This is a genomic window from Stenotrophomonas sp. YJH_SMC_27, assembly GCF_059369815.1.
The window spans coordinates 78,062-99,711 of sequence record NZ_JCAFTA010000012.1; the positions used below are offsets into that span (position 1 = coordinate 78,062).

Consider the following 21,650-nt stretch of genomic DNA (forward strand, 5'->3'; position numbering starts at 1 on the left):
TGTAGAGCCGAGCCCACGCTCGGCTGCTTTTCGCTCCACCCTCGCGTTACGCGCGATGAGCCGAGCATGGGCGCGGCTCTACAGGGGTCATCGGCGGCCATGCACATTCCCTGGTGGGTGCGGACCGTTGGTCCGCACGCCTTTGACTGTGTAGAGCCGAGCCCATGCTCGGCTGCTCTTCGTTCCGCGATCGGCAAACCCTCGCGCTGCGCGCGATGAGCCGAGCGTGGGCTCGGCTCTACAGGTATTCCGCCGCCCGGTTCAACGCATCAGCCGGCAAGCAATGCGACAATCGCGCTCCTTTCCTGCAGCAACGAGGCCCACATGGCCAAACTGACCCTGGCCAGCGTGGATGCGCTGCGTACCCGCTTCGCTGATGACGCTGCCTGCGACGCGGCCCTGGCCGGCTTCGCCGACACCACTGCATTGCGCACGCCGCTGCGTGAGCTGGTGGAGGCACAGCACCGCTACCTGCAGGCCGAATTCGAAGTGGCGCAGGTGGCCGATGTGCTGCGCCGCGACCAGAAATACGCGCCGGTGGGCCGGCCTTCGGTGCATATCGTGCAGCTACGCAAGCAGCAGGCTGCGACCAAGCAGGCGGCGTTGATCGCCCGCCAGGTGATGGCGCAGGCCGCGCAGACGTTCGTGCGGGTGAGCGGGCTGGCGGTGAAGGCCAAGCAGAGCCCGAGCGAAGCGTGCGTGGCATGGTTGGGCGCGTTGCGCTGAGCGCGCCGCGCACGATGTGATGGAACCGGCCAGCGCGTGATGGAACCGGCCAGCGGTAGAGTCGACTGTTAGTCGACTCGCGCGCGCAGCGCGGGGTTTTGGCATCCTGCGAAGAGCAGTCGACTAACAGTCGACTCTACCAAAGCGGCTTTCCGCGCAGTGCAGGTTTTCCGTGCAGTGCGGAGTTTCCGGGCGTCATCGACGCGGATCGCATTCGCAAAAAGAAGGCCCGCTTTTCAGCGGGCCTTCTGCCTTCTCACGACGAGTGAGTGGGGTGCATCAGGCCGCCGGCTTTTCGCCGGTGGCTTCGGTAGTGATGCGGATCTTCACTTCATCGCTGACGTTCGGGGCATACGCGCCGACGCCGAAATCGCTGCGCTTCAGGGTGGTGGTGGCATCGAAGCCGGCCGCCGGAACCTTGGCCATCGGGTGCTCGCCGCCGCCGTTGACGGTGACGTCCAGGGTGACCGGCTTGGTGATGCCCTTGATGGTCAGGTCGCCGGTGACGGTCAGCTTGTTGGTGCCGGCCGCTTCCACCTTGGTGCTCTTGAAGGTGGCATCGGCGAACTTGGCGGCGTCGAAGAAGTCGGCGCTCTTCAGGTGCTCGTCGAACTTGGCGGTGAAGCTGTTCAGGCCGCTCAGCGGCAGCTTCACTTCCACGGTGGACTTGGTCACGTCTTCGGCGTTGTACACCAGGGTGCCTTCAACGTTGCCGAAGTGCGCGCTGGGGTTGGAGAAGCCGAAGTGGCTCCACTGGGCCAGCACGTCGGTGTGGCTCGGGTCCAGCTTGTAGGTGCCCGAGGCGATCTTGATCGCTTCGGCGGCCGGCGCGGCAGCAGCGGCATCGGCGGCCGGGGTGGCGGCCTGCTCGGTGGTGGCCGGGGCGGCGGCATCGGCAGCCGGGGCAGCGGTGTCGGCCGGCTTGGAGCAGGCGGCGATGGCCAGGGTCAGGGCCAGCGGCAGCAGCAGTTTACGGGTGGCGCTCATCTGAGGAACTCTCCGGATCGTAGGGTGGGTACACGGTGCAGCAATGGCCCGCCGCGGAACAGCGGGCCCGAAACCGATACAGCGACTTACGCGATGCGCGCCGCTTCGTCGAACGACAGGCGCGGCAGGCGCGGGAACAGGCCCGCCGGATCACCGTAACCCAGGTTGACCAGGAAATTCGACTTGATGGAGGTGCCGGCGAAGAAGGCTTCGTCGACCTTGGCCGGGTCGAAGCCGGACATCGGGCCGGCATCCAGGCCCAGCGCGCGCGCAGCCAGGATCAGGTAGGCGCCCTGCAGGCTGCCGTTGCGGATGGCGGCTTCGTGGCGGCCTTCCTGCGGGCCATCGAACCAGGCCTTGGCATCGGTGTGCGGGAACAGGTACGGCAGCTTCTCGTGGAAGTCCAGGTCGAAACCGATGATGACGGTGACCGGCGCAGCCATGGTCTTGGCCAGGTTGCCTTCGGACAGCGCCGGGGCCAGCTTGTCCTTGGCCTCCTTCGAGGTGACGAAGACGAAGCGCGCCGGCGTGGTGTTGGCCGCGGTGGGGCCCCACTTCACCAGGTCGTACAGTTCCTTCAGCAGGCTCTCGGGGACCGGCTTGTCGAGGAAGGCGTTCTGGGTGCGGGCCGTACGGAACAGCTGATCAAGGGCGGCGGCGTCGAGCGCGTGGGACATCGGTGGATCTCCAGGGCGGCGAAAGGAAGTCAGTGCCCGCGGGCGGCGCGGGGCGAAACGACGAGCCGCAGTGTAGAGTGTCGCGACTGTTGCAACACCCAGCAGGGCTGAAACGAATTAATGCCAATGGTGAAACGATCGAGCGCGCCATGGACGGTCACCGACGGCCGTGCGGGCAATGTCCGCCAGGCGGTCGCGCTGGCCTCGGCACTGCGCCAGGGCACCCACCGACCGCTGCTCCTGCAACCGCGCGCACCCTGGCGCTGGCTGTCGCCGCGGCGCCTGCCCGGCGATGTGAATGGCTATGGCGAGGCCTTCGCGACACTGGCTGCCGAGGCCCCGGCGCTGGCGATCGGCTGTGGCCGCCAGGCCGCCGGTGCCCTGCGCGTGCTGCGCGCACGCGGCAGCCAGGTGGTGCAGATCCTCGACCCGCGCATCAGCGCCCGCCATTGGGACGTGGTGGTGGTGCCCGAACACGATGCCCTGCGTGGCAGCAACGTGCTCACCCTGCTCGGCAGCCTCAACCCGGTGGACGACGACTGGCTGGCCTGGGGCCGCGCCGCGTTCGCCGGCTTCAGCACCCTGCCCGGCCCGCGCACCGCACTGCTGGTCGGTGGGCCGACGCCGCTGGCACCGTGGGACGAGACCGCGATGGTCGGCGTATTCCAGGCGCTGGCCGAGCAGATCCGCAATGAAGGCGGCAGCCTGCTGGCAACCACCTCGCGACGCACGCCGCCGGCCCTGGCCGAGATCCTGCGCGCGAAGTTCGCCAACCTACCGCACGTGATCTGGGGCGATGGTGGCGACGGTACCAATCCCTATGGCGGCCTGCTCGGCTGGGCCAACCGCGTGGTGGTCTCGCCCGATTCGGTGAACCTGCTCTCTGAAGCCTGCGCCACGCGCATGCCGGTGATGGTGGCGCTGGCCGAGACCGCGCAGGGCCGGCTGGCCCGCTTCCAGCAGCAGCTGCGCGAGCGCGGGCGGTTGCAGGCGCACTGGCTGGACTGGCAGTACGACCGCATCGAGCCGCTGCGCGAGACCGCTCGGGTAGCGGCAGAAGTGAAGCAGCGCCTGGCATTGGGGTAGTGCCGGCCGCTGGCCGGCAACGCTGTGCGCATTACCGAACACCGCCGATGCCGGCCAGTGGCCGGCATCTACCGGGATGCACAGCGATTTCTGAACATTTCAATCTGCCCATACCGTTAGAGTCCGGTGCCCCCCACCGGACCGAATGCCTTCATGCGTACCCTGCTCCTGCTGCCCTTGGCCCTGCTCGCCGCGTGTTCGACCGCGCCCACCGAGCTGGACCCGATTTCCTACCAGTGCCAGCAGCAGCTGGACGCGTATCGCGAACAACCGGCCTTGCGCGATCCGAAGACTGGCGAGCGCCCGCCGCTGCCGATCGCGCCGATCAGCGATGCCTGCGACAGGGAACTCCAGCGCAAGGGCGTGGATCGCCCGCTGCGCTGAGCAGCGTATGATCGGCGCGCGGGCCTGCCCGCCGCTGAAGGTACCGACATGGATCGTTTTGCCCGCCTGCCCCGTGCCGCGCTGCTGATCGCCAGCCTGCTGGCGACCGCACCGGCCTGGGCCGACAGCACCGCCTGCCGCGAGCGCTACCCGAGCGTGGCCTCGCAGGCGGCGATGCTGGACGTGGCCTGGACCACCGCCGAACGCCTGGACGCGCTGCCCGATGTGGACGTGGTGGTGGCCGCGCGCGGTGGCCAGGACCTGAGCCGCTACGGCCTGCGCCACAGCCACCTGGCCTTCCTGCTGCGCGAGGACGACGGCCGCTGGCGCGCGATGCACCTGCTCAACCGCTGCAAGACCGACAGCTCGCAGCTGTACCACGAGGGCCTCGGCAACTTCGTCGGCGAGAGCGGCGGCCATACCGACCTGCGCATCGGCGTGCCGTCGGCCCCCTTGCGTGCAGCGCTGCGCGCGATGCTGGTGCCGCCCTCGATCCAGCCCAAGGCGCTGCACGAAACCAGGTACAACGTGGTCGCCTACCCGTTCGCCACCGACTACCAGAACTCCAACCAGTGGGTGCTGGAGGTGCTGGCGGCGGCGATGGCGCAGGCCGAAGGCGCGCCGGCCATCGTCAAGCGCGAACAGGCACAGCAGTGGCTGCGCCAGCAGAAGTACCAGCCCAGCGTGCTGCATATCGGCCTCGGCAAGCGCGTGGGTGCGCGCCTGTTCGTAGCCAACGCCACCACTACCGACCATCCAGCCGGCGAACGCATCTCCGGCAACTATTCGGTGGTGACGGTGGAATCGGTGTTCGACTTCCTGCACCAGCGCAGCCAGCTGCAGCAGGAACTGGTGATCCCCCATGTGCCGGTGGCCGGTGCCACTGCCGCCACGCCCTGAATCCCGCAAGGAGAACGACATGCGTCCGCTGCTTACCTCTGTGTTGTCGATGGTGATCGTCACCGGCCTGGCCTGGTCCACGGCCGCCCACGCCGAACGCCGCATCGTGATCATCCACGACCCGGGCCCGCAGGGACCAAGCCTGGAAATGTCCACGCAGATGGTGGCCTCGGCCCGCGCTGCAGCGGCCAAGGAAGCGCAGGATGCCGCCGACGCCGGCCAGCCGCTGGCCCGCCCGCAGCAGATCAAGCTGCCGCAGATGGAGGTGAGTGCCATCTCCACTACCGTGGATGGCCGCCGCGAAGTGCTGCTGCGTGATGCCAACGATCCGCAGAACACCGCATCGATGCAGTATCCGCGCGGCGTCGGCGACCCGGCCGTGCAGTTCACCGTGGGCCAGACCGTGAATTTCGAGCCAACCGGCAACGACCAGGGCTGGCAGCTGAAGGACAACCAGGGCCGCCCGCTGGAGTACCTGCCCGAGGCCACCGGCCCACGCGATATCTTCGATACCCGGCGCTGAGCCGCCGTCTCCCCCCCTGACCAGGAGGTCTCCATGTTCCGTTGCCTGCGCGTTCCCGCTTCTGCATTGCTGCTCTCGGCGCTGCTGGTGCCCACCGTCCATGCCGGCGCCGCGCCGCAGTTGAACAGCAGCGAGGCCAGCGTGCTGATCACCTCGCTGATCGTGGTCTCGGTGCCGCTCGCTGCATCGGCGGGCCTGTCCGAACTGTCCAAGGCGCCGTTCAAGGCCAGCGAACGCAACGGCCGGGCCACGCGCACCAAGGCCGTGCCGCTGCCGCCGATGGAGGTGAAGAAGGTGGAGACCACGCCGGAGGGCGAGCGCCAGGTACAGCTGCAGGTGCCCGACAAGGCCGATCAGACCGCCACCCTGCGCTGGCCGGCGCGCGTACATGAAGACCAGACGGCGGCCTTCGTGGTCGGCCAGCGGGTGCATTTCGAGCCCACCGAGGCCGGTGCCGGCTGGACCGTGAAGAGCGCGCAGGGCCAGGCGCTGGCCTACGTGCCCACCGCCTACGCCGCCGGTGACGTGATGAGTGAAGCGCTGTAAAGCTGAACGACCGTTTTTGGTTTTGCCACGGCCCGGGCGGATAATGGGTGATCCCCTTTCTCCCCCTGGCTCGCCATGTCCGTGCGTCCTGCCCCTCTGTTTGCCCCGCTGACCCCGCGCGCCCTGGTGCTGGCGGTACTGGCGATGGGCGCGGTGGTGCTGCTGTCCAACGTGCTGGTGCAGTACCCGATCAACGATTGGCTGACCTGGGGTGCCTTCAGCTATCCGGTCGCGTTCCTGGTCAGCAACCTGATCAACCGCCGCTTCGGCCCGGGCCCGGCGCGCCGCGTGGCGTGGATCGGCTTCGCGGTGGCGGTACTGCTGTCGATCTGGGTGGCCACGCCGCGCATTGCGATTGCCTCGTGCTCGGCGTTCATCGTGGCGCAGCTGCTGGATATCACCGTGTTCGACCGCCTGCGCCGTGGCAGCTGGTGGCGCGCGCCGATGGTGGCCACCACCTGCAGTGCGACGGTGGATACCACCATTTTCTGGTCGATCGCGTTTGCCGGCTCCGCCCTGCCGTGGGTGAGCTGGGCCGCCGGCGACCTGGCCGTGAAGCTGGCCATCGGCGTGTGCCTGCTGGCCCCGTTCCGCGCACTGCTGTGGAAGATGGCGCCGCTGCGCAGCGAGCTGCGCTGAGCGCGGGAACCGTCCATGCGTGCCGACCAACGGTCGGCACCTACCAGAAGCGGGTTCCCGGCCGGTCGCATGACCCGGTAGCGGCCAACCTTGGTTGGCCCATATCAGGCGCGTGGTGGGTGCCGACCGTTGGTCGGCACGCTCGACACCGCCGCATCACCTGCCCCACGCTATGCCGATGGAAACGGACGCCACTTACAAGATCACCGTGGAACGGCATGTGCGTGAACACCTCAGCGCCGTTGCTGCCCAACACGAGGGCGTGCGCGCACGCGGGTTGGGCCTGGTACTGCGCGAGGGCCGCACCGAGATCGCCAGCCTGTCGCTGCAGCCGCTGCGCAATGCAGGTGGCTGGGTAGCAACCATGGCGGTGCAATGCCCGCAGGCGCTGGCGTTCTGCCAGCAGTGGGCCGATGGCACGCCGACGGCATTGTTCAATCCACACCTGCTGATGGCCACGACGTCATCAGGCGGCGGCATGCCGGGTTTTGCGGACCAGAGCGGCGCCATCGTGCGCGCCGGCACCCACGACGCCGACGCGTTGGCCCTGCACCTGGTCGAGCGTCTCACCGCCAGCGGCCTGGCGCGGGCGCAGGCATGGCGTACCGCTTCGCTTTCGCTGATCGACGACGTGCTGGCCCACGCCGCGTTCTATGCGTGGCCCCTGCAGACGCTGCTGTACATCGCCCACCGCAACGGCCTGCACGCCGATGACCCTCGCCTGCACGATGCCCTGCAACGCCGCGCGATCATGCGCCGTGGGCAGCGCGATCGGGCGTTGGTGGAACAGGTGTTGCCCGCCCCGTAGGGGGCTGCGCGGGAAAGCGCCTATACCGAGCTCTGGTAGGTGCCGACCGTTGGTCGGCACGCTCCTGCCGGGTTCATCGCCGCTGACAGACCGTGCCGCCCAACGGTCGGCACCTACCAAAAGCGGGTTCCCAAGAGCGGGTTCCCGGCCGGGCGCGCATCACGCGAACGGCAATCCGGCGGCCACGCACGCGGCGGTAATCACGCTGCAGGCGTCTTCAATCGCAGGCGTGGGCGGGGCCAGGCGTGGGCGGCGATCCAGCGTGCAGGCCAGGCCGACATCCAGCAGCGCAGCATGCGCGCCCTGCAGTTGCTGCGCGGTAGCGGCAGGCAGAAACTCCGCAACCGCCAGCGCATCGATCAACGATGGTGTATCGCGCGGCTGCAGCAGCGCGGGATGCTGCGCACTACGCGCCAGCACGCCGGTCTGCAGCAGGAACTCCAGGTCCACCACGCCACCGGCACCCTGCTTCAGGTCCAGTCGCGCAGCATCGCTGCGGTCCAGTTCGGTGCGCATGCGTCCACGCATCTTCAACACATCGGCATACAGCGTGGCCGGATCGCGTTCGCGGCCCAGCGTCTGTGCACGCACCTGTTCGAAATCGGCCAGCAGGCTGGCATCACCGGCCACGCCGCGTGCACGTACCAGGGCCTGGTGTTCCCAGGTCCACGCGCGTTCGCGCTGGTATTCGGTGTAGCTGGCCAACGAAGACACCAGTGAACCCTTGCCGCCATCCGGGCGCAGGCGCACGTCGATGTCGTACAGACGGCCGGCGGCGGTGACCGCACCGAGCAGCGCCATCACCTTCTGCGCCAGCCGCGCATACCAGCGCCCCGGTTCCAGCGGACGTGCGCCATCGCTGGCCTCCACGCCGGCCGGATTGTCGTGCAGGAATACCAGATCCAGGTCGGAACCGAAGCCCAGCTCAAGCCCTCCGAGGCTGCCGTAGCCGATGATCGCGAAGCGCCCACCAGGAATCACGCCGTGTGCCGCGCGCATGTCCGCTTCGGCCATCGCCAGCACGGTGGTGACCACCGCCTGGGCCAGCTCGGCCAGTTGCCGCGTGCTGTCCACTGCGCCCTGGCGACCGTCCAGCGTGGCCATCGCCATGCGGAAGCTGAGCGCCAGCCGCGTCTCGTTGAGCCAGCGCAGTGCGGATTCGGGGTCTTCCACCGCCAGCACCTGCTGGCACTCGGCCAGCATGCCGGACGCATCGGGCATCGGTCCGGACACGCGCACGTCCAGCAGTTCGTCCAGCAGCAGCGGGTACGCGGCCAGCCGCTCGGCCAGCAGCGCGCTGCGCGCCAGCACATCCACCAGCCGCGCCAACGCGCTCGGTTGTTCGTCCAGCAGCGCGAGATAGCTGGTCCGGCGCAGCACCGCCTGCAGCAGGCCAAGCACGCGCTTGAGCGCGGCATCGGGTTGCGGCGAGCGCGTGGCCGCATGCAGCAGCGCCGGCAGTACGCGATCCAGCCGTGCACGCGCGGCGTCGGACAGGGACTTCACGCCGGTGCCCTGGGCGAAATCGCGCAGCGACTGATCGGCGCCATTGGCATCGAGGAAACCGGCTTCCGCCAGCAACGGCGCGTTGCTGCCCTCGGGCAGGCTGCGCCAGTAGTTGGCCAGCGCGTCGGGCGCGGCCTGGCCCTTGCGCGGGGCCAGCAGCGCGGCGAATTCGGTGCTGACCCGCTGCTGCTGTTCGGCCAGTGCCGCGCGCAGTACCTCCCAATCCGGGTAGCCGAGGCCGATGGCAATGCGCGCGCGGTCCAGCGCGTCGCTGGGCAGCACGTGGGTCTGCGCGTCGCGCAGCATCTGCAGGCGGTTTTCCAGGCGGCGCAGGAACAGGTAGGCCTCGCGCAGCGCGCTGCCATCCTCGGGCGCGATCTGCCCTGCGGCCACCAGCGCGTCCAGTGCCACCAGCAGGCGGCGCTCGCGCAGCGCCGGCTCACGGCCACCGCGGATCAGCTGCAGCGCCTGGCACAGGAACTCGATTTCGCGGATGCCACCGGCGCCGCGCTTGATGTCTTCGTGCAGCTCGCGGCGCGCGACTTCGGCGGTGATCGCCGCCTTCATCTCGCGCAGGCCGTCGAGCGCGGTGAAATCGAGGTAGCGGCGGTACACGAACGGGCGCAGGGTCTGCAGCCACGCCTCACCGGCGGCGATGTCGCCGGCTACCGCGCGCGCCTTCAGCCATGCGTAGCGCTCCCAGTCGCGGCCTTCGCGCTGGAAATACTGGTCCATCGCCGCGAACGACAGCGCGACGCGACCGGCGCTGCCGAACGGCCGCAGGCGCAGGTCAACGCGGTGGCTGAAGCCATCGACGGTGGTTTCGTCCAGCAGCTTGGCCAAGCGCTGGCCGAGGCGGGCGAAATACTCTTCGGCGGCCAGCGCGCGCGGGCCGTCGGATTCGCCGCCGTGCGGGTAGGCGTAGACCAGGTCGATATCGGAACTGAAGTTGAGCTCGCCGCCGCCGAGCTTGCCGAGGCCGAACACCACCAGCTGCTGCGCGGCGCCTTCGCCATCGCGGACCACACCGTGGCGTCGGGCGAATTCCTGCTGCAGCGCGTCCAGCGCCAGCCGCAGGCAGTCCTCGGCCAGGGTGGTGGCGGCAGCCAGCGTCTGCGCCACGTCGTCCAGCCCAGCCAGGTCGCGCCAGATCAGCCGCGTCGACATGGCAGTACGCCAGCGCCGGATCTGCGCCGGCCACTCGCTGGGCTGCAGCGGATCGAGCACCGGTGGTGGGATCGGCGGGCAGCCGGGGGTAGCCAGCTGCGCCAGCAGCGCCGGTTGCCGCACCAGGGTGTCCAGCGCGAAGTCGCTGGCCACCGCCAGTCGGGTCAGCAGCGGCAGCAGTTCGGCAGGAACGGGCTCGGGCAGGACCTGGGCCAGGCGCGCCAGGGCGCGGTCGACAAGGGGCTGCAGGGAGGCGGGCAGGTCAGCGGGGGCGAGGGTCATGGGCGGATTGTATCGACCCGGTCGGGACGCGACGGACCCGGTAGTGCCGGCCGCTGGCCGGCAGATCCCATGATCCTGCCGAAGGTTGCTGCAGTTGCCGGCCAGCGGCCGGCACTACCGATAATGGAGGCCGCGCATTCATACTGGGCGACAGGCAATAAAAAAGCCCGCTTGCAGCGAACTGCCAGCGGGCTCTGCTCCCTCCCCCACGTCGGGATGCAGGGCCATCGTGCGGGCTGCGAAAGCACTTTGCACGCTGCACTGCAAAACAGAACCGATGGGTATGGGTGAGCCCCTTGGGGGAAAAGCCATTCCACGAAGGTAGAACCCCCCGTACGGATGAGGATGGCCGATAATCGGGATTCCCCCCAGAAACACTGTCGTCATGTCTGTTGATCGCATCGCCAACGCGCGTCTCCGTGACCGCGTGGTCTCCGCCGTGGCCGCAGCCGCGCTGATCCAGCCCGGTGAAACCGTGGCCATGAGCGGCTTTACCGGCTCCGGGTATCCCAAGGCTGTTCCCGTGGAACTGGCCCGCCGCATCGAAGCGGTGCACGCCCAGGGCAATCCCTTCCAGATCAAGCTGATGACCGGCGCGTCGACCGCGCCGGAACTCGATGGCGCGCTGGCCAAGGCCGATGGCATCGCCATGCGCATGCCGTTCCAGAGCGACCCGGACGCGCGCAACCGCATCAACGAGGGCAAGCTGGATTACATCGACATCCACCTCAGCCACGTTGCCCAGCACGTGTGGTTCGGTTTCTACGGCGAGATCGACACCGCCGTGATCGAAGTCTCGGCCATCCGCGAGGACGGTTCGCTGGTGCCCTCCACTTCGGTCGGCAACAACAAGACCTGGCTGGACCTGGCCAGGAAGGTGATCGTCGAGGTCAACGAATGGCAGCCGGCCGGCGTCGACGGCATGCATGACATCTACTACGGCACCGCGCTGCCGCCGCACCGCAAGCCGATTCCGCTGGTGAACGCCAACGACCGCATCGGCGATACCGCGCTGCGCTGCGACCCGGACAAGATCGTGGCCGTGGTGCGTACCAACGGCCCGGACCGCAACAGCCCGTTCAGCCCGATCGATGCGACCAGCGAACAGATCGCTTCGCACCTGATCGAGTTCCTCAAGCACGAGGTGAAGAAGGGCCGCCTGCCGCCGAACCTGCTGCCGTTGCAGTCGGGCGTGGGCAACATCCCCAACGCCGTGCTGGCTGGCCTGGCCAAGAGCGGTTTCCGCGACCTGGCCGCGTTCACCGAAGTGATCCAGGACGGCATGCTCGACCTGCTGCGCGACGGCGTGCTGAGCTACGCCTCGTGCACCGGCTTCGCGCTGAGCCCGCAGGCGAATGAGACGTTCAAGGAGAACATCGATTTCTACCGCGAGCGCATCATCATGCGCACGCAGGAAATCTCCAACCATCCGGAACTGGTGCGCCGCCTGGGCTGCATCGGCATGAACGGCATGATCGAGGTGGACATCTACGGCAACGTCAATTCGACGCACGTGATGGGCACGCGCATCATGAACGGCATCGGCGGTTCGGGTGACTTTGCCCGCAATGGTTTCCTGTCGGCGTTCCTGAGCCCGTCCACCGCCAAGAACGGCACCATCTCGGCGATCGTGCCGATGGCCAGCCATGTCGACCACACCGAGCACGATGTGTCGGTGATCGTCACCGAACAGGGCCTGGCCGACCTGCGCGGCCTGACCCCGCGCAAGCGCGCGCAGGTGCTGATCGACAACTGCGCGCACCCGGACTTCCGCCCGCAGCTGCAGGATTACTTCGACCGTGCCAGCCGTGAGAGCTACGGCAAGCACACCCCGCACCTGCTGCCGGAAGCGTTGTCGTGGCACCAGCGCTGGCTGGATACCGGAACGATGAAGGGCTGAGGCCCGCTACGGACGTCGGGTAGAGCCGGCCGCTGGCCGGCTTCCCCAACAGCCGGCCAGCGCCCGGCTCTACCTCACGCGGTGCGCCCGGCCAGCGGCCGGCTCTGCCTTTACGCGGTGCGCAGCGCCGCCAGCGATTCGGCCTGCAGCCGCTCGTAGATCTCGAACTCGTCGTTCACCGCCACGCCCAATGCCTGCTCGAAGGCCTCGCGGTTGGCATGCGCGGCATAGGCGCGCTGTTCTTCGCCACCCAGGTTCGACTGGAAAATGCCTGCGGCGCTGACCGGCAGGAAATCCTCGTAGACGATCGGGTCAGCCGTGGCCAGGCCGGCGGCCACCAGCACTTCAGCGGGCAGATCGGCCACGCGCTCCGGCGCGGCGCGGCCGGCGTCGGTCAGCTGGTAGCGGTAATACCCCAGGCCTTCCTGGCGCAGCGTGTCATGGTCATCCGGGAAGCTGGCGAACACCGCCTGCAGGCGCTGGCCGTAGTCGCCGCCGGTGCTGCCTTCGCCACCGGCGTCGCGGGCCTGCGACAACAGTTGGTCGTACAGCGCGCGGCCCTTCGGGGTCAGCGCCAGGCCGCGTTGTTCGATCTCGCCGAAGCGCGCGGTATGCGTGCCGGCGTCACCACCTTCGGCATCCGGGAAATGAACGGCTTCTTCCAGGGCCTTGAAGCTGGTCTGGCGCAGCAGGATCGGGCAGGCACGGCGCGGCGGACCTTCGATGACCGCCTTGGCCGCCATGCCGTGCTCGATCATTGCCGCCTGCGCCGCGTCGATGTCCAGCGTGCGCGGGGTCAGGTGGTTGATGTGCGGGCCACGGAAGCTGACCACGTCGGCCACCAGCCGGTGGGCGTTGTGCAGCGCGCGGTAGGTCGGCAGGTCGACCGTGGCGTCACCATGCCAGCGGAAGGTTTCCAGTGCTTCATCGACGAAGCGCTCGGCATCGGCCTGCGACAGGCCGCCGTCACGCTCGGCCTGCTCGATCAGTGCCAGTGCGCCGTCGGTAAAGATGCGGCGGCGTGACAGGATCTTCGCCGACTCGGCACGCAGCGCTTCATCTTCGATCAGTTCCAGGCGCAGCAGCGAGGTGAACACGCGGAACGGATTCTGTGCCAGCGCCGCGCCGGTGAGTGGGCGGAACGCGGTGGAGTGCACCGGCACGCCGGCCACCGACAGGTCGTAGTAGCCGACGGGGTACATGCCCATCACCGCGAACAGGCGGCGCAGCGTCGCCAGCTCCTGCGCGGTGCCGACGCGGATCGCGCCATGACGCTCTTCATCCAGCCGCGCACGCTCGTCGTTGCGCTGCAGCTGCGCGGCCAGCGCCGGGTCATGGGCAAGCACCTGCGCGTTGATCCGCTCCACCAGTTCCACCAGCGTGCCGTACAGCGGCACTTCGGTGCGGTACATGCGGGACATGGCCTGCGCGAACAGGCGGCGGATCACATCAGGCGAAACGAAAGAGGCGCTCATCAGTCACTCGATTACGGGAACGGGGAACAGCTCGGACCCGTATTGTCGCCGGAGCGCCCGGCGGCGGCGATACGCAGAGCAACATAAGGAAACCGGTAGTGCCGGCCGCTGGCCGGCAACCTCCGGATGCCTGGAATGGTGCAGGTGCCGGCCAGCGGCCGGCACTACCGGTTGAGCTGGCGCTTCAGGGTGGCATCCAGCGTGATCGGCCGGTCCCAGTGCTGGTAGCTGGCCACGATGGCATGGCGCACAGCCCGGTAGTGCAGATTGTCCGGCGTGGTGGGCATGCGCTTGACCACCGCCTCCCAGCCGCCCTCCGGGTCCTGGCTGAAGGCACGCACGCTGTCGCGGCAGGTCTGGCCACTGGCCTTGGCCCAGAAGCAGGCGAAATAGATGTCTCCGGCCTGCCAGCCGTGGGTGGTGAACAGCGCGCTGATGTAGCCGCGCGGCACGTCGGCATAGCGCGACACTTCGTCGAGGAAAGCGTCGGGGTAGCGTTCGGCGTAATGGTTGATGTCCCGCAGCTGGGCATCGACCCAGCTGTCGCCGGTGTCCACTTCGTAGGCGCTTGAGCGCTCGGCGGTCTGCTGGGCCAGCACGGTGGCCGGCGCCAACAGCAGGGACAACATCAGCGCGCGCAGTCGGTGGTTCATGCCCCGATTCTGCCGCAGCCGACGGGCCCTGTCAGGCCGCAGCGGCCTTGGCCTCGATCGCCGCCAGTGCGGCCGGCCAGTCGTGAGCGGTATCGGCAGTGACCATGCGCGGTTCGTCGTCGGCCACGCCATGCTGGGTCTCGTGGGCCCAGGTCACTGCGTACGGGGTATGCACGCCCCAGCCACCCAGGGTGACCACCGGCTCGATGTCCGAGCGCAGCGAGTTGCCGACCATCACGAAGCGCTGCATCGGCAGGTCGAATTCGGCCAGCACGCGGGCGTAGGTCTCCGGGTCCTTCTCGGAAACGATCTCGATGCGCGGGAAGAGCTCGGCCAGGTTGGCGACCTTGATCTTCGCTTCCTGGTGGAACAGGTCGCCCTTGGTGATCAGCACCACCGGGTAGTGCTCGGCGATGGCCGCCACCGCTTCGCGCACACCGTCGATCAGCTCGACCGGGTGGCGCAGGGTGTCGTGGCCAATCTCCAGGATGCGCTGGATGTCCTTGGCCTCGATGCGCTGGCCAGTGATGTCGATGGCCGCTTCGATCATCGACAGGGTCATGCTCTTGACGCCGTAGCCGAAGGTGCCCAGGTGGCGCTGCTGCACTTCCAGCAGGTGGCGCGCGGTCTGGGTGTCATGCACGTCGACGTAGCGCGACAGCAGGTCAAGATAATCCTGCTCGGCCTTGCGGTAGTAGTCCTCGCTCTTCCACAGCGTATCGTCACCGTCAAAACCGACCAGGCCGATGGCGCGCGACGGCGCAGGCGTGGAGGTGTTCATCGCGCAAGGATACAGGGGCCGTGGTGACGAAAAAAACCCGGGCGGCCGAAGCCGCCCGGGTTCCCATACGCCCCGATACAGGTCTTACCTGCCCTGCGCACCCTGCGCTGCGCCGCCGGCGCCGGCCTGCTGGGCGGCCACATAGGCCTTGTACTCATCGGCGCTCAGCTCACCGTCCTTGTTGGTATCGGCCTGGTCGAACACCTGGGCCAGGCCGGCGTTCACCTGCGCCTCGGTCTTGCTGATGGTGCCGTTGCCATCGGTATCGATGCTGGCCCAGGTCTGGCCACCGCCGTTGGCCTGGGCCGAGGCCGCTGCGGCCGCATTGGTTGCCTGGTCAGCCGCCTGGCCCGCCTGTGCCGCCGCCTGCTGCGCCTGGGCGGCCTCGTTCTGTGCCTGCGCGGCCTGCTGCTTGGCCGACTGGGCCATCGCCGGCATGGCCAGCACGCTGCCGGCGGCGACGATCAGGGCGATCAGGGGCTTGCGGTTGCGAATAGTCATCAGGGGTGTCTCCTACCGATTGGGTGGTGTTGCGCGGCGTGTTGATTCCGCACGGCACCTACCCTGCCACCGCGTTTCTGAATCGATTTTGCGTCGCGAGCGGCGTGCACACACACGATTAACCACTCGCCTCCACCCATGCTTTAGCGCGGTGGTTAGGGTGAAGTGAGTGGCTCATAAGATGCGCATTCAGCGCCTCTGCATTTAACCGGCAGGCAACGAAAAAAATGCGTCAGTCGACGGTTTTTTCCGATGACCGCGAACTGAACAACACCCATGCAAGAGCAACACCGGCGAGCGCACCGGCGATTTCCAGCACCACACGGCTGCCGAGCTCGTTGGGATCGTGGATGGTGGCCAGAAAGATGCGCGCGTACAGCGGCGATTCCAGCCGCACGATGCCCATGTAGAACAGCTTCCATGCATCGATGCCGGCGGAGATGATCACGGCGATGACGCAGGACCAGCCGATCGCATGCCCCGCTGTCCAGTGCAGGAGCCGGCACAGCTGCGACCACAGGAAGTACACCAGCAGCCCGACCAGCATGGCGATGGCGCCGGCTTCCAGGGTACCGAGCAGGCCGAAGTGCAGAGGAAGGTTCATCGGGTGGGCAGGGATGAAGAGGCGGCCAGTGTAAGGGATCTGCCCCGGACCCGATCCGGCAGCCACAGTAGATCCACGCCATGCGTGGATGAATCTCCATCCAAATCGAATATCTCGACGATTGAACAAGGAGCAGCCGAGCATGGGCTCGGCTCTACAACGGACCGCGCGGGAAACTGTCAGAGGCGGGGCGGTGCCCTGCCGATACCGCCTAAAGCACTGGCACGTCGTACGCGGTGCCGGAATCCGGTTCGGGCTGCAGGGTGTAATGCCACCACTCCTGCGGATAGTTGACGAAGCCACGGCGCGCCATCGCCTGCACCAGCTGCTGGCGGTTCGCCTGCTGCACAGTGCTCAGCCCGCTCGTCTGCGTATGCGCACGTGGCCCGAAGAAGTCGAAGTCAGTGCCCATGTCCAACGGCGCACATGCACCGCTGCGGCAATCCAGCAGGCCCAGATCCACCGTGGCACCGCGGCTGTGGCCGGAGCGCTCGGCGATGTAGCCGTCAGCCAGCAGGCGTGGCTTGTCCAGATCCGGGTACTGCTGCGCCTTGCGCGAGAGCTCGCGCGGATCGTTCACCCAGGCCATGAACGCCTGCACTGAACGCACCGGCCGGTAGCAGTCGTAGAGGCGCAGGCCGAAGCCATCGGCGCGCAGGTCCTGTTCCACCTGTGCCAGTGCCTTTGCCACCGGCGCCAGCAGATAGCACGATGGCGCCTCGTAGCCGGGCACGCGCGCACCGGTGAAGTTGTTGGCACCCGCATAGCGGATATCGAGCTCGATGCGCGGCGACAAAGTGCGGATCTCCACCAGTCCGGCGCTGGCCGCGTCGGTGGCCGGTGAAACGCGCGGTGGCTCAGCGGCGCCGGTGGTCGCCGCCAGGGCAATCGCCAGTACGAGTGAAATGCAGGTCCTGGAAGTCATAGCTGAAGTCGATGTCCGGATCGATGGCGCGCAGGTCCAGTGTCGGTGCCGGGCCCTCGCCCGGCCGCAGCCACGCCTGTGCATCGTCACCCAGCGTATCCCAGCGCAGCAGCCAGCGCCCCTGCAGCTGCAGCACGGCCCCCTGCAGGCGGGGCGACTTGTCCACGCTGAAGCGCAGGCCGTCCTTGCCTGGGCACAGCGATGCGGGCCCCAGCCAGGGATCGCTGTAGCGTCCCTGCCAACGCGGCAGATCGGAAGCCGACGCCTGCCGCGCATCCGACATCGGCGGCCGCTGGTGCCCGGTTGCCGCACGAGCGGCCTGGCCCGCCTTCAGTTCGGCCAGGTATTCCATCGCCGGGCGCGCATCATTGGGGGCGGTGAAGCGTTTCAGTGCGGCCTGCATCAATGCGGTGCGCGCATCCTCGCCTTCACCGTTGATCAGCATCACCACGCCCACCTTGCGGTCAGGCAACAGCGCCAGCGACGAGTACATGCCCGACAGGGTGCCGGTGTGCGCCACCTTCCACTGCCCATCCATGTCCGACACCCGCCAGCCATAGCCGTAGCCATAGAAATGCGCGTTGTCCCAACGCCGCTGGCGTTCACCCAGCGCCATCGGCATGTGCAGGGTCCACAGCGTACGGCGCTGCTCAGCGTCCAACCAGCCAGGTGCCAGGGCGGGATCGAGCAGCACCTGCATCCAGCGCGTCATGTCGCGCAGCGAACAACGGATGCCGCCGGCCGCCATCGACGGCAGGTCCGGGCTGATCGCTCCATCCGCGTTCACTACCGCGTTGCGATCACCGCGCCAGGCATGCGGCTGCGCCACGTTGCCCACGCGCTTCACCGACCACGCCCCCACCTGGCAGCGCGTCATGCCCAGTGGTTCGAACACCTGCTCGCGCATCAGCTGGTCGTACGGCTTGCCACCCGCTGCCGCCGCCACTTCCCCGGCCACCACGTACATCAGGTTGTCGTAGGCGTAGCGGCTGCGGAAGCTGCTGACCGGTTTCAGGTGCGCCAGCCCCGCGATGATGTCCGCACGGGTGAACGCGTTCGGTTCCGGCCACAGCATCAGGTCACCGGCGCCCAGGCCCAGGCCGCTGTTGTGGATCACCAGGTCGCGCACCTGCATCTGCTCGCCCACCCACGCATCGTGCATGCGGAAGCCCGGCAGATATTGCTGCACCGGATCCTCCCAGCGCAGCTTGCCCTGCTGCACCAGCCGCGCCAGCAGCGCGGCGGTCATCGCCTTGCTGTTGGAGGCGATCTTGAACAGCGTGTCCTGGTCGATGCGGCCGCCGTCGCCACGCGCGCCTTCGGCGTGGCGATAGACCACCTGCCCGTTGTCGACCACCGCCATGGCCAGCCCGGGCAGGTGCTCGTGCTGGACCACGGCGGCGACGTCGGCATCGAGGGAGGCGATATCGGTCGGCGAAGCGGACGGTGCGGCCAGTGCCGCCGCGACGATCAGCAGGTGGTACATGCGCGCAGCCCCTCCATTGCCCGCGCCGTCACGGTGGGCGGCGCGGATCGTGGCCTCAGAAGTTCCAGGTCACCACCAGCTGTGTATAGCGAGGGGCCTGCCAGCGCGTCCCGGTGGCGAACGTCGCTTCGCGGTACTGGCCGGGCTGCGCTTCATAGCGCTGGTGCACGTTGATGGTCTTCTGGTTGTTGAACAGGTTGTACACCGACAGCCGTGCACTGAGATCGATGCCCTCCACCGGCAAACGCCAGGTCACGTTGGCGCCCATGGTCCAGGTCCACGGCAGGCGACCGAACGCACCGCGTGGGCTGTACTCGAACTGCCGCTGGTTGTACGGGCCGGAACAGTTGGCCACGCACAGCCAGCCGGTACCACCGCCGCTACCCTCGCTGGAAGTACTGCCACCGGCGATGGAATCGTTTGGCCACATCACGCCGTAGGCAGTGATCGGGCCACCGGACTGCACCTGCAGCGTGGTACCGAACGACCATTGCTTGTTCAGCGCGTAAGCGGCACGCAGCTTGAACTGGTGGCGGAAGTCGTTGAAAAGCACGCCATAGCGCTCGTTGGTGGCCGGATGGTCCCAGAACTGGACCATGCCGGTGTCGCCGTAGTTGGTATCGGAATTCACCGGGCCTTCGAAATTGCCCTCGCTCTTCGACCACAGGTAGGACGCGTTGAACATCCACTTCTCGTCCCAGGCACGGTCGATCTGGAACTCCAGTGCCTTGTAGGTGCGCTTGGGCTTGGAGTAACCGATCACCTCGCCGCTGCCGCCCTTCCGATAGCCGCTGTTGGCGGTGTCAATGGTGATCCAGCCTTCGGTGGCGCAGCCGATGCTCTTGTCGCCCCAGATCGTCAGACTCTCGCCCGGGTTGGCGATCGGCCACAGCGTGCTGGGGGTCGGGCCGCATGGGGTGTAATTGATGCGGATGTCGTCCAGCGCACGGGTCATGCGTCGATAGGTGGCGTTGACGCCCCACGACCATGCCTGGTTGATCATGTTCTGGAAGCCCAGGATGTACTCGTCCTGGTAGACCGCCTTGAGGTCGCGATCCACACTCTGGCGCAGGTCGGCACCGCCGGTGTTCATGCGGGTGTCGGTCGGCCCGATCTGCTGGCCGACGACCGGTGCCATGTACGGTGAGCCGGTCGGCGAGGTTTTCCGCTCCCAGCCATTGAGCACGTAGTAGCTGTACTCGTCGGTCAGGCCACCTGCGAAATTCACGTTGATGTTGTTGGTGACAGGCAGGTAGTAGCGGCCGGCGTTGCCGAACAGCTTGGTGCTGCCATCACCGCGCATGTCCCACGAGAAGCCGACGCGAGGTGCGATCAGGTCATCCATCTTGATGAACGCCTTGCCGGCGGCGGTACGGTTCTCGAAACGGTCCCAGCGCACGCCCAGGTTCAGCATCAGGTTCGGGGTGATGTTCCAGATGTCTTCCACGTACAGCGCATTGGCTTCGGTCTCGAACGTGCCGCCCGACTTGCGGTTGCGCGCACGCAGCATTTCGGTAACGCCAGCCGGTACGTAGGCATTGGCACCGTCCCAGACTTCATCGCCGGGGCGCGCCACGTAGGCGGTGTAGCTCAGTTCGGTCGGGCCGGGGTAGCGGGTGGACTGCTTTGTGGTCATCAGCTCACGGTCGACACCGAAGCGCAGCAGGTGGTCACCCAGCTGCCATTCGAAGTCCAGTCGCGCCACGTCACGGGTATCGTCACGCTCGGCCACTGCCGTGCCCGTGGGGTGGCAGCCTGCGCGCAGGCCCTGCAGCTTGCCCAGGCGCGGGCCGTAGGTACTGTCGGTGAACACGGGGCTGCAGGCCTGATCCAGCGATGAATTGGTGAACGCACGCTGGTTGTTCTGGCCGACCATGGCGCGCGCGGTGAAGTTCTGTCCGAAGTGGCCGGTGTAGGTGGCCGACCAGTTGCGGCCGCCGGTCTCGGTGACCGAATCGCCGCCCCAGGCGCCGAGCTGGTCGGCGTTCCAGTTGTAACCGTACGACGCATTGGTGACATCGCCCTCATCCGAGAACGCCAGCAGCGCCAGGCTGTGGTTGTCGTTGATGTTCCAGTCCAGCTTGGTGCCCCAGAAGCCGTTGCCGGAGTCGTTCTTGAACCAGGTACTGCCATCGGACGAGGTGTTGTGTCCCTTGTCGCTGCGGTCTTCGTACATCGCGAACAGGAACAGCTTGTCCTTGACGATCGGGCCGGAGCCCCACACGTTGGTCTTCAGGAAGGAGTTGTTGTCGCGGCTGCCATAGGAATGCGGGGTGCCGTCGCGGTGGAAATGATCGCCGCCACTGGCGCGCCACGCACTGGGCTCGGCGGTGACTTCAACACCGCCCTCGAATTCGTTGCTGCCCGAACGGGTCACCGCATTGATCACGCCACCGGTGGAGCGGCCGAACTCGACCGAGTAGCCACCGGTCTTGACCTGGAACTCCTTGAAGAAGGCGAACGGCGCGGTGCTGAAGCCGCGACGGGTATACATGTCGGTGACATTCAGGCCATTGATGAAGACCGCATTCTCGGCCACCGATGAACCAGCGAATGACAGGCCGCCGAATGACGAGTTGCCGCCGACCACGCCCGGCGCCATCAGCGCGACCGCAGACAGGTCCTGCGCCACCGGCAGCCGCGAGATCTCCTGGCGGTTGATGTTGAAGGATGTCTCGGTGGAGTAGACATCCACGCGGTTGACCACGCGGGTGCCGACCACCTGCAGCGCATCGAGATTGGTGACGCCGCCGCCACTGGCCAGGTTGACCGTGGTGGTTCCGCCTACTGCCACACTGACAGCAATCTGATCGCCCAGCTTCTGGCCATCGCGGCTGAGCTGCAGCTGGTAGTCACCTACCGGCAGCTGGCCGAGGCGGTAGCTGCCGTCGGCGCCGACGGTGACGGTACGGGTCAGACCCGTACTGTTGCTGACCACGGTCACCTGGTCGCCCGCGGTTGCACGGCCGGCAACTGCGCCGCTCACGTTCTGTGCCATCGCGATGCCGGGCAGCACTACGCCCAGACACGCCCCAAGGGCGACGCACAACGCCGCCCGCTTGATGCTGTAAGCCTTCATCCCCTGCTCTCTCCT

Annotated in this window: 20 protein-coding genes; 9 read left to right on the forward strand and 11 right to left on the reverse strand. The window is 67.5% G+C overall.

Annotated elements, in window-relative coordinates:
- The first annotated feature begins 324 nt into the window (after nt 1–324).
- Nucleotides 325–726 (forward strand): hypothetical protein, encoded by a 402-nt coding sequence (locus AC5P7R_RS16950; protein ID WP_111098401.1) that lies wholly within the window; start codon nt 325–327, stop codon nt 724–726.
- 279 nt (nt 727–1,005) lie between these two features.
- Here AC5P7R_RS16950 and AC5P7R_RS16955 read toward each other — a convergent pair whose 3' ends face one another.
- Both AC5P7R_RS16955 and AC5P7R_RS16960 read right to left on the reverse strand, forming a co-directional pair.
- Entirely contained in the window at nt 1,006–1,713 is a 708-nt protein-coding gene (locus AC5P7R_RS16955) for a YceI family protein (RefSeq protein ID WP_005415047.1), read from the reverse strand.
- Nucleotides 1,714–1,799: 86 nt separating this feature from the next.
- On the reverse strand, nt 1,800–2,390 hold the full coding sequence (locus tag AC5P7R_RS16960) for a malonic semialdehyde reductase (protein ID WP_005415046.1): 591 nt from the start codon (nt 2,388–2,390) through the stop codon (nt 1,800–1,802).
- Nucleotides 2,391–2,516: 126 nt separating this feature from the next.
- Between AC5P7R_RS16960 and AC5P7R_RS16965 the strand changes: the two genes are divergently transcribed.
- The 7 genes from AC5P7R_RS16965 to AC5P7R_RS16995 all read left to right on the forward strand — a co-directional run bounded on the left by AC5P7R_RS16965 (nt 2,517) and on the right by AC5P7R_RS16995 (nt 7,276).
- Entirely contained in the window at nt 2,517–3,476 is a 960-nt protein-coding gene (locus AC5P7R_RS16965; protein ID WP_111102260.1) for a mitochondrial fission ELM1 family protein, read from the forward strand.
- Between the two features lie 153 nt (nt 3,477–3,629).
- A complete protein-coding gene (locus AC5P7R_RS16970) occupies nt 3,630–3,860 on the forward strand; it encodes a hypothetical protein (protein ID WP_005415044.1) in 231 nt (76 codons plus the stop codon).
- Nucleotides 3,861–3,908: 48 nt separating this feature from the next.
- Nucleotides 3,909–4,760, forward strand: a complete 852-nt coding sequence (locus AC5P7R_RS16975) for a DUF2145 domain-containing protein (protein WP_111102259.1) — start codon at nt 3,909–3,911, stop codon at nt 4,758–4,760.
- A 19-nt stretch (nt 4,761–4,779) separates the two neighbouring features.
- Nucleotides 4,780–5,283, forward strand: a complete 504-nt coding sequence (locus tag AC5P7R_RS16980) for a hypothetical protein (protein ID WP_031269949.1) — start codon at nt 4,780–4,782, stop codon at nt 5,281–5,283.
- Nucleotides 5,284–5,316: 33 nt separating this feature from the next.
- Nucleotides 5,317–5,829 carry a hypothetical protein gene (locus tag AC5P7R_RS16985; protein ID WP_019662190.1) on the forward strand — a complete coding sequence of 171 codons (513 nt, stop codon included), beginning with the start codon at nt 5,317–5,319 and terminating at the stop codon, nt 5,827–5,829.
- A 75-nt stretch (nt 5,830–5,904) separates the two neighbouring features.
- Nucleotides 5,905–6,468 (forward strand): queuosine precursor transporter, encoded by a 564-nt coding sequence (locus AC5P7R_RS16990; protein WP_227854372.1) that lies wholly within the window; start codon nt 5,905–5,907, stop codon nt 6,466–6,468.
- 178 nt (nt 6,469–6,646) lie between these two features.
- Complete coding sequence (locus tag AC5P7R_RS16995; protein WP_227854373.1) at nt 6,647–7,276, forward strand: hypothetical protein; 630 nt, start codon at nt 6,647–6,649, stop codon at nt 7,274–7,276.
- A gap of 159 nt (nt 7,277–7,435) precedes the next feature.
- Here the strand turns inward: AC5P7R_RS16995 and glnE are convergent, their stop codons facing one another.
- The gene (glnE, locus tag AC5P7R_RS17000; RefSeq protein WP_227854374.1) at nt 7,436–10,231 is read right to left on the reverse strand and encodes a bifunctional [glutamate--ammonia ligase]-adenylyl-L-tyrosine phosphorylase/[glutamate--ammonia-ligase] adenylyltransferase; all 2,796 of its coding nucleotides are present in this window, start codon (nt 10,229–10,231) and stop codon (nt 7,436–7,438) included.
- 385 nt (nt 10,232–10,616) lie between these two features.
- On the opposite strand from glnE, the gene scpC reads away from it, so the two are divergent.
- A complete protein-coding gene (gene scpC, locus AC5P7R_RS17005) occupies nt 10,617–12,131 on the forward strand; it encodes a succinyl-CoA:acetate CoA-transferase ScpC (RefSeq protein WP_495214087.1) in 1,515 nt (504 codons plus the stop codon).
- Between the two features lie 110 nt (nt 12,132–12,241).
- Here scpC and hglS read toward each other — a convergent pair whose 3' ends face one another.
- The 8 genes from hglS to AC5P7R_RS17045 all read right to left on the reverse strand — a co-directional run bounded on the left by hglS (nt 12,242) and on the right by AC5P7R_RS17045 (nt 21,635).
- A complete protein-coding gene (hglS, locus tag AC5P7R_RS17010) occupies nt 12,242–13,606 on the reverse strand; it encodes a 2-oxoadipate dioxygenase/decarboxylase HglS (RefSeq protein ID WP_227854375.1) in 1,365 nt (454 codons plus the stop codon).
- A gap of 164 nt (nt 13,607–13,770) precedes the next feature.
- Nucleotides 13,771–14,259 (reverse strand): hypothetical protein, encoded by a 489-nt coding sequence (locus AC5P7R_RS17015; protein ID WP_227854376.1) that lies wholly within the window; start codon nt 14,257–14,259, stop codon nt 13,771–13,773.
- A 31-nt stretch (nt 14,260–14,290) separates the two neighbouring features.
- The gene (locus tag AC5P7R_RS17020; RefSeq protein ID WP_021202954.1) at nt 14,291–15,040 is read right to left on the reverse strand and encodes an HAD family hydrolase; all 750 of its coding nucleotides are present in this window, start codon (nt 15,038–15,040) and stop codon (nt 14,291–14,293) included.
- Nucleotides 15,041–15,124: 84 nt separating this feature from the next.
- Nucleotides 15,125–15,541 (reverse strand): EF-hand domain-containing protein, encoded by a 417-nt coding sequence (locus AC5P7R_RS17025; protein WP_227854377.1) that lies wholly within the window; start codon nt 15,539–15,541, stop codon nt 15,125–15,127.
- Between the two features lie 232 nt (nt 15,542–15,773).
- On the reverse strand, nt 15,774–16,145 hold the full coding sequence (locus AC5P7R_RS17030; protein ID WP_019662198.1) for a hypothetical protein: 372 nt from the start codon (nt 16,143–16,145) through the stop codon (nt 15,774–15,776).
- A 211-nt stretch (nt 16,146–16,356) separates the two neighbouring features.
- Nucleotides 16,357–17,070: a M15 family metallopeptidase gene (locus AC5P7R_RS17035; RefSeq protein WP_227844359.1), complete on the reverse strand. Its 714-nt coding sequence runs from the start codon at nt 17,068–17,070 to the stop codon at nt 16,357–16,359.
- Nucleotides 17,003–18,556, reverse strand: a complete 1,554-nt coding sequence (locus AC5P7R_RS17040; protein WP_495214091.1) for a serine hydrolase domain-containing protein — start codon at nt 18,554–18,556, stop codon at nt 17,003–17,005. The genes AC5P7R_RS17035 and AC5P7R_RS17040 overlap by 68 nt, the downstream gene beginning before the upstream one ends.
- 55 nt (nt 18,557–18,611) lie before the next feature.
- Complete coding sequence (locus AC5P7R_RS17045; RefSeq protein WP_180832988.1) at nt 18,612–21,635, reverse strand: TonB-dependent receptor domain-containing protein; 3,024 nt, start codon at nt 21,633–21,635, stop codon at nt 18,612–18,614.
- Nucleotides 21,636–21,650 lie beyond the last annotated feature (15 nt).